At 72.3% G+C, this 14,494-nt stretch carries 16 protein-coding genes; 7 read left to right on the top strand and 9 right to left on the bottom strand.

Features of this window, described 5'->3' with window-relative positions; genetic code table 11:
- Positions 1 to 87: 87 nt before the first annotated feature.
- Positions 88 to 2,742 (top strand): ATP-binding protein, encoded by a 2,655-nt coding sequence (locus ACWDY5_RS15660; RefSeq protein WP_449722892.1) that lies wholly within the window; start codon positions 88 to 90, stop codon positions 2,740 to 2,742.
- Here ACWDY5_RS15660 and ACWDY5_RS15655 read toward each other — a convergent pair.
- A complete protein-coding gene (locus ACWDY5_RS15655) occupies positions 2,732 to 3,931 on the bottom strand; it encodes a cytochrome P450 (protein WP_449722891.1) in 1,200 nt (399 codons plus the stop codon). The two genes, ACWDY5_RS15660 and ACWDY5_RS15655, sit on opposite strands and share 11 nt — an antisense overlap.
- A gap of 97 nt (positions 3,932 to 4,028) precedes the next feature.
- On the opposite strand from ACWDY5_RS15655, the gene ACWDY5_RS15650 reads away from it, so the two are divergent.
- On the top strand, positions 4,029 to 4,982 hold the full coding sequence (locus ACWDY5_RS15650) for a hypothetical protein (RefSeq protein WP_449722890.1): 954 nt from the start codon (positions 4,029 to 4,031) through the stop codon (positions 4,980 to 4,982).
- Here ACWDY5_RS15650 and ACWDY5_RS15645 read toward each other — a convergent pair.
- Positions 4,979 to 5,431 carry a winged helix-turn-helix transcriptional regulator gene (locus ACWDY5_RS15645; RefSeq protein ID WP_449722889.1) on the bottom strand — a complete coding sequence of 151 codons (453 nt, stop codon included), beginning with the start codon at positions 5,429 to 5,431 and terminating at the stop codon, positions 4,979 to 4,981. The two genes, ACWDY5_RS15650 and ACWDY5_RS15645, sit on opposite strands and share 4 nt — an antisense overlap.
- 55 nt (positions 5,432 to 5,486) lie before the next feature.
- On the opposite strand from ACWDY5_RS15645, the gene ACWDY5_RS15640 reads away from it, so the two are divergent.
- Positions 5,487 to 6,299 carry an SDR family NAD(P)-dependent oxidoreductase gene (locus ACWDY5_RS15640; RefSeq protein WP_449722888.1) on the top strand — a complete coding sequence of 271 codons (813 nt, stop codon included), beginning with the start codon at positions 5,487 to 5,489 and terminating at the stop codon, positions 6,297 to 6,299.
- A 32-nt stretch (positions 6,300 to 6,331) separates the two neighbouring features.
- Here ACWDY5_RS15640 and ACWDY5_RS15635 read toward each other — a convergent pair whose 3' ends face one another.
- Positions 6,332 to 6,625 carry a DUF6204 family protein gene (locus tag ACWDY5_RS15635; protein WP_449722887.1) on the bottom strand — a complete coding sequence of 98 codons (294 nt, stop codon included), beginning with the start codon at positions 6,623 to 6,625 and terminating at the stop codon, positions 6,332 to 6,334.
- Positions 6,626 to 6,628: 3 nt separating this feature from the next.
- Positions 6,629 to 7,264: a TetR/AcrR family transcriptional regulator gene (locus ACWDY5_RS15630; protein WP_449722886.1), complete on the bottom strand. Its 636-nt coding sequence runs from the start codon at positions 7,262 to 7,264 to the stop codon at positions 6,629 to 6,631.
- Between the two features lie 137 nt (positions 7,265 to 7,401).
- Between ACWDY5_RS15630 and ACWDY5_RS15625 the strand changes: the two genes are divergently transcribed.
- Complete coding sequence (locus ACWDY5_RS15625) at positions 7,402 to 8,289, top strand: alpha/beta fold hydrolase (RefSeq protein ID WP_449722885.1); 888 nt, start codon at positions 7,402 to 7,404, stop codon at positions 8,287 to 8,289.
- A gap of 225 nt (positions 8,290 to 8,514) precedes the next feature.
- Here the strand turns inward: ACWDY5_RS15625 and ACWDY5_RS15620 are convergent, their stop codons facing one another.
- Positions 8,515 to 9,066, bottom strand: a complete 552-nt coding sequence (locus ACWDY5_RS15620) for a helix-turn-helix domain-containing protein (RefSeq protein ID WP_449722884.1) — start codon at positions 9,064 to 9,066, stop codon at positions 8,515 to 8,517.
- A 66-nt stretch (positions 9,067 to 9,132) separates the two neighbouring features.
- Between ACWDY5_RS15620 and ACWDY5_RS15615 the strand changes: the two genes are divergently transcribed.
- A complete protein-coding gene (locus ACWDY5_RS15615; RefSeq protein ID WP_449722883.1) occupies positions 9,133 to 10,452 on the top strand; it encodes an erythromycin esterase family protein in 1,320 nt (439 codons plus the stop codon).
- Between the two features lie 6 nt (positions 10,453 to 10,458).
- Here the strand turns inward: ACWDY5_RS15615 and ACWDY5_RS15610 are convergent, their stop codons facing one another.
- The 3 genes from ACWDY5_RS15610 to ACWDY5_RS15600 form a co-directional block, all read right to left on the bottom strand.
- On the bottom strand, positions 10,459 to 11,103 hold the full coding sequence (locus tag ACWDY5_RS15610) for a class I SAM-dependent methyltransferase (protein WP_449722882.1): 645 nt from the start codon (positions 11,101 to 11,103) through the stop codon (positions 10,459 to 10,461).
- Between the two features lie 30 nt (positions 11,104 to 11,133).
- Positions 11,134 to 11,325: a hypothetical protein gene (locus ACWDY5_RS15605; protein WP_449722881.1), complete on the bottom strand. Its 192-nt coding sequence runs from the start codon at positions 11,323 to 11,325 to the stop codon at positions 11,134 to 11,136.
- A 210-nt stretch (positions 11,326 to 11,535) separates the two neighbouring features.
- Positions 11,536 to 12,231 carry a flavin reductase family protein gene (locus tag ACWDY5_RS15600; RefSeq protein WP_449722880.1) on the bottom strand — a complete coding sequence of 232 codons (696 nt, stop codon included), beginning with the start codon at positions 12,229 to 12,231 and terminating at the stop codon, positions 11,536 to 11,538.
- Positions 12,232 to 12,360: 129 nt separating this feature from the next.
- On the opposite strand from ACWDY5_RS15600, the gene ACWDY5_RS15595 reads away from it, so the two are divergent.
- The gene (locus ACWDY5_RS15595; protein WP_449722879.1) at positions 12,361 to 12,954 is read left to right on the top strand and encodes a DinB family protein; all 594 of its coding nucleotides are present in this window, start codon (positions 12,361 to 12,363) and stop codon (positions 12,952 to 12,954) included.
- A 1-nt stretch (position 12,955) separates the two neighbouring features.
- On the opposite strand, the gene ACWDY5_RS15590 is transcribed toward ACWDY5_RS15595, so the two are convergent.
- A complete protein-coding gene (locus ACWDY5_RS15590) occupies positions 12,956 to 13,738 on the bottom strand; it encodes an MBL fold metallo-hydrolase (protein WP_449722878.1) in 783 nt (260 codons plus the stop codon).
- Positions 13,739 to 13,805: 67 nt separating this feature from the next.
- On the opposite strand from ACWDY5_RS15590, the gene ACWDY5_RS15585 reads away from it, so the two are divergent.
- The gene (locus tag ACWDY5_RS15585; protein ID WP_449722877.1) at positions 13,806 to 14,408 is read left to right on the top strand and encodes a TetR/AcrR family transcriptional regulator; all 603 of its coding nucleotides are present in this window, start codon (positions 13,806 to 13,808) and stop codon (positions 14,406 to 14,408) included.
- Positions 14,409 to 14,494: the final 86 nt, after the last annotated feature.

The following is a 14,494-nucleotide window of genomic DNA, read 5'->3' as shown; positions in this document are numbered from 1 at the left end:
TCTTTCCCTACCCGCCGCTCTCCCTTTCTGGCGGAGGCCGTAATCGCGCTGTGCCAAGGGATCGAGCCCGCCGCCGGGGACGATCCCTTGGCACAGCTGCGCGCGCGACTGGCCGGGCTCGGCGCGGACCTGGCGCGGGTCAGGGCGCTCGCGCTGGCGCGACTGGGCAGGCACGCCGAGGCGCTCGGACCGCTGGCGGCACTGGCCGCTGAGTGGCCACGGGATGAGGAGCTGCTGGCGGAGCTGCTGCGCTGCGAGGCGGCCACCGCCGGGCCCTCGGCCGCGCTGGAGCGCTTCGAGGGGTACCGGCGGTCGCTGCGCGCCGAGCTGGGCGCCGATCCCGGCGAGCCGCTGCGGCAGGCCCACCGTGAGTTGCTGCGGGCTACCCAGCCCGCGGTGCGCCGAGGCGTCCCGCAGGAGCCGAATCCGCTGCTGGGCCGTGAAGAAGACCTGCGGCGGGTGGCCGAACTGCTGCGCACGTCCAGGGTGACCTCGATCATCGGCACCGGCGGTCTCGGCAAGACCAGGCTGGCGCACGCGGTGAGCCGGGCCCCCGAACACCGCCTGGTGCACCTGGTGGAGCTGGCCGGGATCGGCGCCGACGAGGAGGTCGCACCCGCCGTGGCCGCTGAGCTGGGCGCGGACCTCGGCGACCCGGTCCGCGGGCTGGCCAGGACCCTGGCCGGTGGCGCGCTGCTGGTGCTGGACAACTGCGAGCACGTGGTGCGCGGCGCGGCCGAACTGGTCAGGGCCCTGGTCGCGCTGACCCCGGAACTGCGCGTGCTGACCACCTCGCGCACCCCGCTCGGGCTGTCCTCCGAGGCGGTCTACCCGCTGCCGGAGCTGAGCCCCTCGGCCACCGTGAAGCTGTTCACCCAGCGGGCCAGGGCCGCCCGCCCCGAGGTCGAGCTGCCCGAGGACACCGTGGCCGAACTGTGCCGCCGCCTGGACGGGCTGCCACTGGCGGTGGAACTGGCCGCGGCCAGGGTGCGGCTGCTCTCGGTGGCCCAGATCGCCCGGCGGCTGGACGACCGGTTCTCCTTGCTGGCAGGCGGTTCCCGGGACGCGCCGCCCCGGCACCACACCCTGCGCGCGGCCCTGGAGTGGAGCTGGGCGCTGCTGGCGCCCCAGGGACAGCGGGCTCTGCGGGTGCTGTCGGTGTTCCCCGGCGGGTTCACCGCGGAAAGCGCGAGCAGTGTGCTCGGCGCGACCGAGGTGCTCGCCGACCTCACCCACCTGGCCGACCAGTCGCTGCTCAAGGTGGTGGACACCCCGCTGGGCACCCGGTTCCGGATGCTGGAAGCCGTCCGCGAGTTCGGCGCGCGGCAGCGGGCCGCGGCGGGGGAGGAGGACGCGGTCACCGCCGGATTCCTCGGCTGGGCAACGGAAATCGGCCGGGCCTGGCACGAGGGCGTCTTCGGCGCGGACCCGCTGACGACCTCCGAACTGATCAGGTCCGAGCACGACAACCTCGCGCACGCCCTGCGCTTGGCCGTGGACCGGGGTCACCCGCAGGCGGCGGTCGCGGCCGCCGCGTTGCTGGCCACCCTTGGCCTGGTGGACAACAACCACCTGCGGATGCTGCGCGCCAGCGACCTGTGCGCCGCGGTGCTCGCCCGCTACCGCCCGGAACCGGAGCTGCTGGAGGTCACCCGGACCGCGGCGGTGCTGTGCTCGCTGTTCAACTTCCAGGGCCGCGGCCTGCGCGCCGGGCGGGCACTGCTGGCGTTGCGGCGGTTGCCGCCGGGACCGCCGGACTCACCGGTGCGGGCCTTCGCCCTGGTGCTGACCACGTCGGTGCGGACCCTGGGCGCGGACGATGAGGTGCTGCGCGAGCTGTGTGAACGCCCGGAACCGCTGCTGGCCGCGGCCGCGGAGTTCATGGCCGGCTACCTGTGGGAGCGGGACGGCGTGCCGGAGCGGGCGCTGCGCTGCACCGAACGCATGCTGGCCCGGCTGCCCCCGGACGTGCCGCTGCTGCGCATCCTGGCCATGGTGCGCCTGGCCGAGCTGAACCTGCAGCTGGACCGGGCGCGGACCGCGCTGCGGGAGTCCCAGACCGCGTTGCGGGAACTGGAAGAACTGGGCCTGTCGGCGGACTTCGTGGGCACCAGGGTCGGCGTGATGCTGGCCAACCTGCACCTGGGCGCGGTGGACGAGGCCGAGCAGTGGCTGCCCCCGGCCGAGGACGCCGAGGCCACCTACCAGGAGATGTTCCGCCTCGGCGTCGGCGGCGCGATCCTGTTGTCCCGCGGCCAGATCGAGGAAGGACTCGCGGTGCTGCGGCGGCTGTCCGGCCCCGCCTGGTCGGTCTCGCCGGAGAACTGGGCGCTGGAGGCCCAGGGCGTCACGGTGGCCGCGCACGCCCAGCACGGCCGCCTTGACCTGGTGGCGGGCCTGGCCGAGACGCTGCCCGCGCGGCTGGCCGAGCTGCTGGCCGTCCCGGTCGGGCCTGCCACCACGGTGGAGGAGTTCCCGGTGTGCGGGGTGCTGCTGGTCGCGCTGGCCCTGGTGCGGCTGGAACGCGGGCACCCGGCGGTGGCCGCGCGGATGATCGCGCTGGCCGAACGGTTCCGGTTCTCCCGCGCCTTCCAGCCCACCATGTCCGGCGCGCGGATCACCGGCATCGCCGAACGAGCCGACCCGGCGGCCTACCGGCAGGCCCAGCTCGACTACGCGGGCCGCTCGCAACTGGAGCTGCAGGCGGCGGCCCGCGCACTGGTCGAGCTCGTCAGCGGGTGAGCAGCGGCAGGCTGCGCACACCGAGGGTTTCCGGGCTGGGCATGAACACCACCGGGCGGTCCGGGTCGACGCGCAGCGCGGGGAAGCGGTCGAACAGGATGTCCAGCACGACCCTGCCCTCCAGCCGGGCCAGCGGGGCGCCCATGCAGAAGTGCATGCCCCGGCCCCAGGCCAGGTGCGGGTTCGGGTCGCGGCCCGCGTCGAAGGTGTGCGGGTCGGCGAAGACCGAGGCGTCCCGGTTGGCCGCCGCGGTCCACATCCGCACCATCTGCCCGGCCGGGACCACCGCGTCGCCGATCTTCACCTCGGTCGTGGCGACCCGGTAGGCGGTGGCGAACGGGGACAGCAACCGGATCGACTCCTCGATCGCGGTCGGGATCAGCGACCGGTCGGCGCGCACCCTGGCCGCCTGCTCCGGGTTGGCATCCAGCAGCAGCACCGTGTTGCCCAGCATCATGGTGGTGGTGATGTGCCCGGCCAGCAGCAGCAGGCTGCCGAAGGTGGCCACCTGCCGGTCGGTCAGCCGCAGCCCGTCCACCTCGGCCTGCACCAGCTCGGTGAGCAGGTCCGCGCGCGGGCTGCGGCGGCGTTCGGCGGCGTGCTCGGACATGTAGGCGGTGAGCTGCTCGGCCATCTCGAACTGCCTGCGCAGGATCGCCTGCTGCTGCTCCATGTCACCAGGGTTGAGCGAGAGCTGCATGTCGTTGCCGAAGCGCTCGTCCACCCAGCTGCGGAACATGTCCTTGTCGCCGCTGGGCACGCCGAGCATCTCGGCGATCACGGTCACCGGCAGCGGGTAGGCCAGCTCGGCCACCCACTCGAAACCGTCCCGGTCCTGCACCTGGTCCAGCATCTCGTGTGCGAGCTTGGCGATCCGGGGCTCCAGGTCGGCCACGGTCTTGGGCGTGAACGCGTGGCTGAGCAGCCGCTTGAGCTTGCGGTGCTCGGGCGCGTCGGTCTGCAGCAGGTTCCCGTCGTTGAACTCCGCGGCCGCCTCCTCACCGACCATGAGCTTGAGCGTGTTGGCGGAGAAGTTGTCGTTGTCGCCGAGCACCTCGACGACCTCGGCGTAGCCGAACACCTCCCACATGCCGAGCTCTTCGTTGAACGCGACCCGCTCGGCGGGCTGCTCGCCGCGCATCCAGGGGAACTGCTGGTGGATGGTGGTCAAAAGCGACTTCGTGGTCATGCCGCCCAGGCTGGCCCGGCCCGGTTTCAGCGTGGCTTCACCGAGGCTTCCCCGCACTGGGACACTGGGCCTACCACCGGGGAAGAGGGGTGTTGCGATGAGTGCGGCAGCGGGCTACGAGGCGGCCGCGCGCCGCGGCGCCGACTGGCTGCTGAGCAGGCTGCGGCCGGACGGCGGCTTCGGCGAGACCGACCTCGCCTGCTACTACAAGGCCCCGGCCGCGCTGGCCCTGGCCGGAAACCCGAGGCAGGCCCGCCGCCTGCTGGAAGTCGCGGTCGAACGCTTCCGCACCCCGGAGGGCGACTTCGTCACCGCCGAGGGCGTGAAGAGCGCGAACCCGGTCTTCCAGGAGTTCTGGTGCTACCCCAACGGCTGGCTGGCCCTGGCCGCGCACCGCCTCGGCTGGTTCGGCGTGGCCCACCAGGCCTACCGGCACCTGCTGACCTACCGCACCGGCGACGGCGGCTTCAGCGCCAACGACGCCGGCCTCCCGGACGCGATCAGCACCGCCCACCTCGGCCTGCTCGCGCTCACCCTCGGCGACCTGGACACCGCCCGCGCCGCCGGTGACTGGCTGACCAAGCTCCTGGTCACCCAGCCCGACCTGGCCACCAGCTTCCACCTGCGCGCCGATGAGCACGGCCCGCGCACCGCCGACGACTCACCCCTGCACGTGCTGCGCACCGGCGTGCCGGACCAGCCGTACTTCATGATCGGCTACCCGCTGGCCTACCTGACCCGCTTGCACCAGCTCGGCGGCGACCCCGCGCACCTGACCGCCGCCCTTGGCTACGCCGACTACGCGCTCAGTTGTGGTGAGAACCTGCGCACCACCCCGTTCAGCCACAAGGTCGGCTGGGGCGCGGCGATCCTGGCCCGGCACGGCCACGACGCCCGCCACCGGGACCTGGCCACCGGCATTGCCGACCACCTGGTGTCGTCGCAGGCCGAGGACGGCAGCTGGTCCCCGGACGGGCCCGCGCATGCGACCTTCGACGACACCGCCGAGATCACGCACTGGCTGCTGGAGATCGCCGCCGAACTGCCCTAGTCCGCCGGGCCGGTGCCCGCGTCCACCCGGTCGAGCTCGACCCGGCGGCCGTCCTTGGTGACGAAGCACAGCTCGACCTGCTCGCCGGTGTCGGCGTCGGTGTAGACGGGGGAGGAGCTCTCGGGCAGCGGCCGGTGCATGCGGCCCCAGTGCGCCAGCCCGGCCAGCACGTACAGCAGGTCGCGGCCGGCCGGGGTGAGCACGTACTCCTCGCGGGCCCTGGCCCCGGTGTCCCGGTAGGCGCGGCGCTCCAGCACGCCCTCGTGCACCAGTGCGGCCAGGCGGTTGGCCAGCACATCGGGGGCGATGCCCAGGTTGCGCCGGAACTCCGAGAAGCGGGTGCGGCCCCAGCAGGCCTCCCGCGCGATCAACAGCGCCCACTTGTCACCGAGCAGGTCGACTCCGCGAGCTATCGCGCAGCGAGCCTGCCGGCCGATCACCTGCGTCATGACCTGACGGTACCACTGCTAAGTTTGCGGCACCTACTCAGACGGAGGTGCGGTGGTGGATCTGCGGAACCGGCGAGGCGTGGTCACCGGGGCGGGCAGCGGGATAGGCAGGGCGGTGGCGGTGGAGCTCGGTCGTCTCGGCGGTGAACTGCTGCTGGTCGGCCGCCGCGAGGACAAGCTCCAGGAGACCGCTGAGCTGGTGACGGCCGAGGGCGGCCAGGCGCACGTGCTCGCCGCCGACCTGACCGACCCCGCCGCGGTGGAGGCCGTCACCGCGGCCACCCTGGCACTCGGCCAGGTCGACCTGCTGGTCAACAACGCCGGCACGGTGCGCGCGGGCTGGCTGGCCGACCACGAGGTCCAGGACGTGCACACGATGATCGCGCTCAACCTCACCGCGCCCATCCTGCTCACCCGGGCCCTGCTGCCGGCCCTGCGCGCGGCCGCCGCGGTCAACGGCGGCCTCATCCTCAACATCTCCAGCGGCGTGGCCCTGATCGGCCTGCCCTGCTACAGCGTCTACGCCGCCACCAAGGCCGGGCTGGCCCGCTTCGGCGAGTCGCTGCGCCGGGAGCTGCCCGGCACCGGTCTGCACCTGGCCACCGTCTACCCCGGCGCCACCGACACCGACATGATGGCCACCAGCGAAGCCGGACCGGAGCACGGCTTCGCCAAGCGGTCGGTGCGGGAGGTGGTCGCCGAGATCATCAGCGCGCTGGCCAACGGCGAACACGAGATCAACACGAGCCTGCCGGAGCGACAGGAGATCCAGCGGCGCAACGCGGTCGACCCACTCGCGGTGGACGCCCTGCTCGCGCCGCGGCTGGCCGGGTTCGAGCAGGCCGTGCGCGACCACCGCACCACCTGACCCTGGCTCAGCCGCGCTGGAGGCGGTCCTGGTCAGCGCTTCTTCCGCTTGATCTTGATGTCGCGCATGTCGGTGACCGCGACCTTGAGCACCTGGCGCACCGGAATCCCATGTGCGGCAAGCAGTTCCTCCGCCTTCAGCTCGGCGATGCCGTCATCGTCGTCCGCTTCGGCCGGCACCTGGCAGCGGAAGCTGAACACCGTCGCCGCCGCGTCGTGGCTGAACGAGCCGGCGTTGGTGTACCCGATGCCGCTCACCGCGGCCAGCGCCGCGCGCTGCTCCGCCGACAGCGGCTCGAACTTCCCCCTGATGGTCACCCGGAACACGGCTCAGTCCTCTCGCACGGCATAACTCAGCACCTGCTCTCCCCACACGTCCCGCACCCCGTCCAGCAGCCGGAGCACGGCGGCCGCGATGGTCGCCGGACGCTGCCCGGCCAGCGTGCGCTTGCCGATCTCGGCGAAGGTCAGCGCGTGCGCCCAGCCGATCTGACCGGCCACCAGCCGGGGCCGCAGCCCGCGCTCGCCGGTCTCCCGGACCAGTTGCGCGGCAAGGGCATCCACCATCTCCGCGCCGCTGCGCTCGATCCGGGCGGCCAGGGTCGGCGCGGCCAGCATCATCGGCAGCACCCGCCCGAAACCGGCGGTGAGCCCCACCTTCCGGTCCCGCCGGCGGACCTCGGCGCGCAGGTGGTCGAGCACCGCGTCAGCCGCGGACACCCCGACCGCCCTGGCCCGCACGATGTCGGCCAGCCGCTCCGGCGAGGCCTGGTCTGGTGGCAGCACCAGGTCCTCCTTGACCGGGAAGTAGTTGTAGACGGTGTTCACCGAGACATCGGCGGCCGCGGCCACCTCAGCCACGGTCACCTGGTCGAAACCGCGATCCACGAACAGCGCCAGCGCGGTGTCGGCGATCCGGCGCGCGGTCTCCCGCTTCTTCCGCTCCCGCAGTCCCGGTGTGCTCACCGGAAAAAGTGAAACACACAGCAAACTTGGGGTCGACTCCATTTTTCGTGCTCAGGCACAACTGAGTCCCGCGCCACGTCCGTGGGAAGCCGCGCCGTCGGCCGTAACCCATTCCCCCGAACGTCGTTAAGGCCGACATGAGCGAAGCCCTGCTCCTGGAAGACGGGACCGTGCTGAACCTGATCCGGCGCGGCGACCCGGCCGCGCCGGTGACCGTGCTGTTCGCGCACGGTTACGCACTGGACCACCGCGAATGGACCCGGCAGCTGGAGGTGCTGGAGACCGCCGTGGCGCGGCCGGTGCAGCTGGTGGCCTACGACCACCGGGGCCACGGCGAGTCCAGCCCCGCCACCGCCGAGACCGCCACCATCGACCAGCTCGCCGACGACCTGGCGGTGGTCGTCGAACGCGCGATCCCCAGCGGCCGGGTAGTGCTGGTCGCGCACTCGATGGGCGGCATGGCCGCACTCGCGCTGGCCGTGCGCCGCCCGAGGCTGTTCTCCCAGCGGATCGGCGGCCTGGTGCTGCTGTCCACCGCGGCAGGCGGCTTCGCCGAGGCCAACCTCGGCCTCGCCCAACCGGTCGGCCGGCTGGTGCACGAGCTGGAACGCTTGTTCGGTCCGGTGGTCCGCAAGGTGCGGGAGAAGATTGAACCCGCCAAGACCGCGGGCCTGCGCTGGTTCCTCTTCGGCGCCAAACCGCGCACCGAGGACGTCGACCTGACCGCCGACATGGTCTGGTCCAACTGGCCGGAAACCGTGGCCCTGTTCAAACCGGCCCTGGACCGCCACGACCGCCAGGCCGCCCTCACCGTGGTCGAGGGCGCGACCCTGTCCGGGGCGGAGGTGGTGATCATGACGGGCGACCAGGACCGGCTGTGCCCGACCAGCCACGTCGCGGAGATCGCCAGGGTGTGCGGGTGTGGGGAGCAGGTCATCGTGGCGGGGGCCGGGCACATGCTGCCGCTGGAACGCCCGGATGAGGTGACCGAGCGGATCGCGACCCTGGTGGACTCACTGCCATAGTCGATCACTGTGCTGGCCAGGGGCAATGCCGTCTGTCTCGAAAAATTACTCGTGACGATGACTTCAGTGTCGAATGAAGAAAAGCAACTGGACGAGCAACAGCCACAACGCATGGAGGGGAGAGGCTGAGCGCTCCGAGGGAGGGTGGCAGGAGGGGAGAGGCCGAGCGTTTCGAGGGCGGCAGGAGAGAGGAGGCCGCGTTGCCCGGCGGGCGGGGAGCGGGGCCTAAGCCTCGCCGGCCGGTGTCTCCGGCCGGGCGAGCGGGAAGAACACCGGGCTGATCAGGTACGGCCTGCGCTTGCCCGTCGGCCGGTTCGCCGCGCGTGCCCGGAGCAGCGCGACCACCTCGCCCGCCAGTTCCGCCATCTCCGCCTCGCTCAGCCACACCGTGCCCTGCTTGTAGCCCACCAGGTCGGTCGCCGGGTCCGCGCCCTCGCGGTCGAGGTAGCCGTTGAACTCCGCGAGCAGGGCGGCCATGGCGGCGGTGAACAGCTGGCGGTGGTCGTCGAGGGACATCGCCCTTGCCTCGTCGCCATCGATCTTGGTGCGGTCCTGGCGGAGGCGGTAGTGGCGTTCGACCGCGCCGTGCACCCGCCGCTCGTCCGCGACATCCAGCACGCCGCCCTCGGCGAGCAGGCCGACGTGGCGGTACACCGTGGTCTTGGGCACGTCCGGCAGCTGCGCGCACAGCTCCGAGGTGGTGACGGTGCGCCCGCCGGACAGGCACCAGGTGATGCGCAGGCGGACGGGGTGCAGTAGCAGGTCGAGGGTGTCCACGGGCCTACGATCCCATATCTGGTACCGTTCCCAAAGTTGGGAAAGCAGATGACGGGGGTTGGACGTATGAGCACCGAGATCTCGACCGCGCGGCTGAGCAGGGCCGCGGTGCGGCCGTTGGCGACGCTGGATCCGGCCGCGCCGCTGGACGACCTGAGCTGGCTGGACGAGGTGGTCGGCGACGCCAGGGTGGTCGCGATCGGTGAGAGCGGGCACTACACCACCGAGTTCCCGCAGTTGCGGCACCGGGTGCAGCGCTACCTGGTGGAGCGGCACGGGTTCCGCGCCTGTGCGGTGGAGAACGGGGTGGTGGAAGGCAGGCAGGTCGACGACTGGGTCCGCGGCGGGCCGGGGGAGCTGGGCCCGGTGCTGGCCAACGGGATGAACTCGCTGACCGGGGTGTGGCGGTCGGTGCGCGCCCAGCTGGAGTGGCTGCGCGCGCACAACAGCACGGCGGCGGAGGCGGTCGGCTGGTACGGGTTCGACCTGGGCGGCTCGAACGTCAGCCTGCAGCCCATGCTGGACGCGGTGTTCGCCTACTTCACCGCGGCCGATCCCGACTTCCGGCCGGACCCGGCGATCAGGGAGATCGCGATGGCCTTCGCCGTGCCGTCGGCCTTCGGCATCCCGGCCGCGCTGGGCGCCTACGCCGGGCTCGTGCCCGAGCGCAGGGACGCGCTGACCGCGGGCCTTGCCGGTCTGCAGACCCGGCTGACCAGCAGGCGGCTGCCGTACCTGCGGCGGACCGGCGCGGAGGCCTACGAATGGGCGGTGCGCGCGTTGCGGGCCACCGTCACCGTGGACACCGTGGTCCGCGCGATGGCCGCCGGCGACCAGGAAACCGCCCTCTTCAGCCGGGAGGCCACCAGCGCGGACACGGTGGAGTGGATCCTGGGCCGGGCGGACCGGATCGTGCTGGGCGCGCACAACGGGCACGTCCAGCGCTGGCCCGGCGCGCTGCCGGGGACGGGGCCGATCACCACGCTCGGCGTGCACCTGGCCGACCGGCTGGGGGAGGAGTACCGGGCGATCGGCACCACCTCGGGGCCGGGCCAGATGCTCGGCCGGGGCTTCCACGCCGGTGAGCTGTTCGAGGAGCTGCCCGCGCCCGAGCCGGACAGCCTGGACGGCGTGCTGGCGGCCAGCCACGACGGACTCTTCGGCGTCAACCTGCGCACGCTGGACCCGGCCGACCGCGACACCCTCCGGGCGGTGACCCGGCAGTGCCACGGCATGTACTACGCCGAGGTCGACGCGCTGGCCGCCTACGACGCCCTGGTGCACGTGCCCAGGGTCAGCGCGGGCGAACCCGACCCCGAGGCGATCGCCGCCGCACCCGAGGACGTGCGGGAGATGTTCGCCAAGTGGCAGGGCAGTGGCGGCTGACCGGGGTCAGGCCGGGCGGCGCGCGGTGAGCACCACCTGCGGGCGGTGTGACGGCGGCTGAGGCGGCAGCCGCAGCTCGGCGACCAGCTCCAGACCTGCCTCGGCCAGCATCGCGACCAGGTCGTCGGGGCGGTACAGGTGGGTCGTCCAGGACACCGGCAGGCCACCGTAGCCCTCGGTCCGGTGGATGTCGCCGTCGCCGACGTGCGTGCCGATCAGCGCCTGCCCGCCGGGGACGAGCGCTGCGGCGAAAGCTCGCAGCACACCGGGCAGCGCCTCCCGGGGCAGGTTGAACAGCGACCACCAGCCGAGCACACCGCCGAGCGAGGCAGGCGCGAGGTCGAGCTCGGTGGCCGAGGCGACGGAGAACCGCAGGTCCGGGTACTGCCTGCGGGCGTGCTCGACCATCCGCGGCGACAGGTCCACGCCCGAGGCGTCCAGGCCGAGCCCGGTCAGGTGCGCGGTGACGTTGCCGGGTCCGCAGCCGACGTCCAGGACCGGTCCGAGTCCGCGCACGGACTCGGCGAACCCGGCGAGCATGGCCCGTAGCCAGGGCTCGGTCTCCAGCCGGCCGACGGCCAGCTCCACGTAGGCATCGGCGACTCGGTCGTAGGACTCGCGGACGGTCTCAAGATCGGCAGGCTGCGGCACGAAGGCATCCTATGCACGGCGCGGGGCGCGCTAGGACGGCCCTCGGAAAGCCGAGATCAGCGCGAGCAGACCGATCCCGGACAGCACCACGCCGAGGACCAGCACCACGGTGCCCCGGTAGTCGGTCGTGGCGGTGGCGCCCCAGCTGAGGGTGACCCCGCCGGCCAGGAGCAGCAGCGCGAACACCACCCCGACGATCGCGGCCGTACGGGTTCGAGCCACCGCAACCTCCAGCAACGCTTGATCGGGCAGGTGGCTCATTCTGCCCGACAAGCTTCTTTCTTGTCACGATGACTTCAGTGTCGAGTGAAATTAAGGAATTGAGCAGACAAGCAGACAAACCACACCCGCCAGGAAAGGAAGCAACGGCACAGCCGCGAGCGGGGCCGGGTTGCGCGCGTGAACAGCCACAGCAAGGCGTTCGCCGGGTCCTCACGCCTTCGCGGGCACGGCGCGGGCGCGGTCGATGTCCGGGCCGCGGTACAGGTGCTCCGGGATCCGGGCCAGCGTCGAGGGGTGCGCCTGCGGTCCGAGTCCGTAGAACTTCTGGAAGCTCATGATCAGCGGCCGCCAGGCGTCCGGGTCGATGTGGTCCTCGGTGCCGGGCAGCCGGATGTCCTCGTGCGCGAACACCCGCTGCACCCGGACCTCCACCGCCACGATCCCGCCGCGCTGCCGCTCATCCGCCTCCGCGATCGGGTGCACCGCCTCGACCACCACCTCCATCGCCACCGGGCACTCCGCGACCCTGGGCGGCGCGACCGTCTCCGAGCGGACCGGGGTCAGGCCGGCGCGGCCGAACTTGTCCGCCACGTGGAAGTAGCCGCGGCGGAGCTTGCCCGGGGGCACCGGGTCCGAGCCGGTGGTCAGGGCGAGGCGGTCGACCGCGGGGGCCAGGGCGTCGTTGGGCAGGTTGAGCACGGCTTCGCCGGTGCGCAGCAGGTTGCGGGTGGTGTGCGACTTCGCGCTGATGCCCAGCAGCGCGCGCCAGCCGAGCCAGAACGCCGAGGAGATCGGGGCCAGGTTCGCGGTGCCGTCCTCGTTCTCGGTGGAGACCAGCACGACCGGGGTGCCGAAGTACAGGATGCCGGGCTCGATCGCCTGGTGGGCAAGGGGTTCGGTGTTCACGCCGCCCAGTCTGGGAGTCCACACCGGACCGCTGCTGGCGGAAAACGGCCGTCGTGATCCAGTAGCGGACAGGAACTGACCTAGACGGTCGGCAGAATCGTCTTCACCATCGAGCCCGGAGGTCACACGATGTACGCACCCGCCCAGCACGACGAGGTCACCGGCCTGGTCAACTACCTCGACGAGCAGCTCACCGCCATCCGTGCCGCCGCGTTCGGCCTGACCGAGCAGCAGGCGCGGGAGACGCCGTGCCGGAGTGCGCTGTCGGTCGGGGGCATCATCAAACACGCGGCCTACGTCATGCGCGGAGCGCTGGAACGGTTGCGGACCGAGGTCACCGAGCAGCCGGTCGATGCGGCGGCCTACGCCGAGTTCACCGACAGCTTCGCCGTGCGCGAGGACGAGACGGTGGCCGGGACCATCGAGGAGTTCGACCGGCTGCGGGCTCAGCTGCTGGCCGCGGTCGCCGTGACCGATCCGGCCGCCGAGACCATGGCCCCGCCCGCGCCGTGGCACGGGATCTTCGACGCCCGGCCGATCCACGCCCGCTACTTCCTGGTGCACCTGATCGAGGAGTGTGCCCGGCACGCGGGGCACGCCGACATCATCCGCGAGCAGCTCGACGGTGTGGCGGTGCCGACGCTGGTGCTCACCCTGGCCGGGGCAAGCGCCAACGACTTCTTCCAGCCGTACCAGCCGGCCCCGGGCACCCTCCTGGCGTGAGCTACGCCGCGGGGTCCAGCCATTCCCCGATGGACAGCACGTGTGCGCGCGCTCCGGCGTGCCTGCGGAACTCCTCCGCCGGATCGGTGACCTCGACGTAGCCCGCGATCTTGTCCGGCACCTCCGCCTCGTAGTGCATCGGCACCGCGTACCGGGCGCCGAGGATCTCCGCGGCCGCGGCGGCCTGCCCCGGGTCCATCGCGGCGGGCAGTGGGCTGGGTGGCTGCAGGTGTGGCGCGTCGACCACCGCGCCGTTGGCCGGCAGGAACACCGCGTCGAACGGGCTGAACCGGCGCGCGATGAGCCACCAGTAGCCGTGGAACATCGTGTCGCCGCCGTGGAAGACCCGCTGTCCGCCGGCCTGCACCACCCAGTTCAGCTGCGGATCGCCCAGGCCGTCGACGGCGGGGACCGCGGTGACCCGGAACGGTCCGAGTTCGCGGGTGGACCAGGCGTCCACGACCTCGGCGGCCAGTCCGTGCTGGGCCAGTTCGCGTTCGGCTGGCAGCGTCGTCACGTTGTCCACCTCGTCGCCGTGGCCGGGCGCCGGCCGGAGCACCGGTGCCCCTGGCGTCAGCACCTCCGCGAGCGCGGCCGCGTCGGTGTGGTCCCGGTGCAGGTGGGTGAGGAGTGCGGCGGTGACCGGCCCGCTCGGCCTCGCCAGCCGCTGGCCGGGCTGCCAGCCCGTGAACAGCGGTGAGAGGTCCCGCACGTAGTCGATCACCAGTCGTTCGCCGTCCGCCTCGATCTCGAGTCCGGCCCAGCCTAGCCGTCGCATTCGCATGTCGCGGAAGTTAGCGTACGACCGTTCGTTAAAGCAATAGCGAACGTTCGTACGCTATCCTTCGTCCATGTCACCGCGACGCTCAGTGGCCGAAGCGCAGGCCACCAGGGGCCGGATCCTCGACCGGGCCGCCGAGATCGCCTCCGGGGAGGGGCTGGACGGCATCACCATCGGCCGGCTCGCCGAGGAGCTGGGGATGAGCAAGTCCGGGGTGCACAAGCACTTCGGCACCAAGGAGACGCTGCAGATCTCCACGTTGGACAAGGCGTTCGTGGACTTCTGGCACCGGGTGGTCGAGCCCGCACTGGCCGAGCCTCCGGGGCTGCGGCGGCTGCGCGCGGTGCTCGCCGGCTCCGTGGACTACCTGGAAGCGCCACTGCTGCCCGGCGGCTGCCTGATGACCGCCGCGCTCACCGAGTACGACGGCCGCCCCGGCCCGGTCCGCGACGCGGTGGCCGAGGTGTGGTCGCGCTGGCGGGAACAGCTGCGGGCGGACCTGGTCGCGGCGGTGGGGGAGGGCGAGCTGCCCGCCGGGTTCGACGTCGACCAGGCGCTGTTCGAGATCATCGCCGCCGGGCTGGCGCTGAACGCGGCCATGCAGCTCGAGCACGACCGGGCGGCCGCGGGCCGGGCCCGCCGCGCGATCGAACGAGCCTTGCACCAGTCCTGACCGCGCGCCCGATGGCCGCCAACGACGCACTGACCAGCTTTGTTGTCTCGATGGTCTCAGTGTCGACTGAATCCAATCCTGACAAA

It is taken from the genome of Crossiella sp. NPDC003009 (assembly GCF_053591555.1).
The sequence above is the reverse complement of the archived record's forward strand: the minus strand, read 5'-3'. Positions and strand labels throughout refer to the sequence as shown.

Coding starts and splice junctions, on each gene's coding strand:
- ACWDY5_RS15615 (WP_449722883.1), top strand. CDS start 9,133: ATGAGCACCGAGATCTCGACCGCGCGGCTGAGCAGGGCCGCGGTGCGG.
- ACWDY5_RS15650 (WP_449722890.1), top strand. CDS start 4,029: ATGAGTGCGGCAGCGGGCTACGAGGCGGCCGCGCGCCGCGGCGCCGAC.
- ACWDY5_RS15590 (WP_449722878.1), bottom strand. CDS start 13,738: ATGCGAATGCGACGGCTAGGCTGGGCCGGACTCGAGATCGAGGCGGAC.
- ACWDY5_RS15645 (WP_449722889.1), bottom strand. CDS start 5,431: ATGACGCAGGTGATCGGCCGGCAGGCTCGCTGCGCGATAGCTCGCGGA.
- ACWDY5_RS15625 (WP_449722885.1), top strand. CDS start 7,402: ATGAGCGAAGCCCTGCTCCTGGAAGACGGGACCGTGCTGAACCTGATC.
- ACWDY5_RS15585 (WP_449722877.1), top strand. CDS start 13,806: ATGTCACCGCGACGCTCAGTGGCCGAAGCGCAGGCCACCAGGGGCCGG.
- ACWDY5_RS15655 (WP_449722891.1), bottom strand. CDS start 3,931: ATGACCACGAAGTCGCTTTTGACCACCATCCACCAGCAGTTCCCCTGG.
- ACWDY5_RS15595 (WP_449722879.1), top strand. CDS start 12,361: ATGTACGCACCCGCCCAGCACGACGAGGTCACCGGCCTGGTCAACTAC.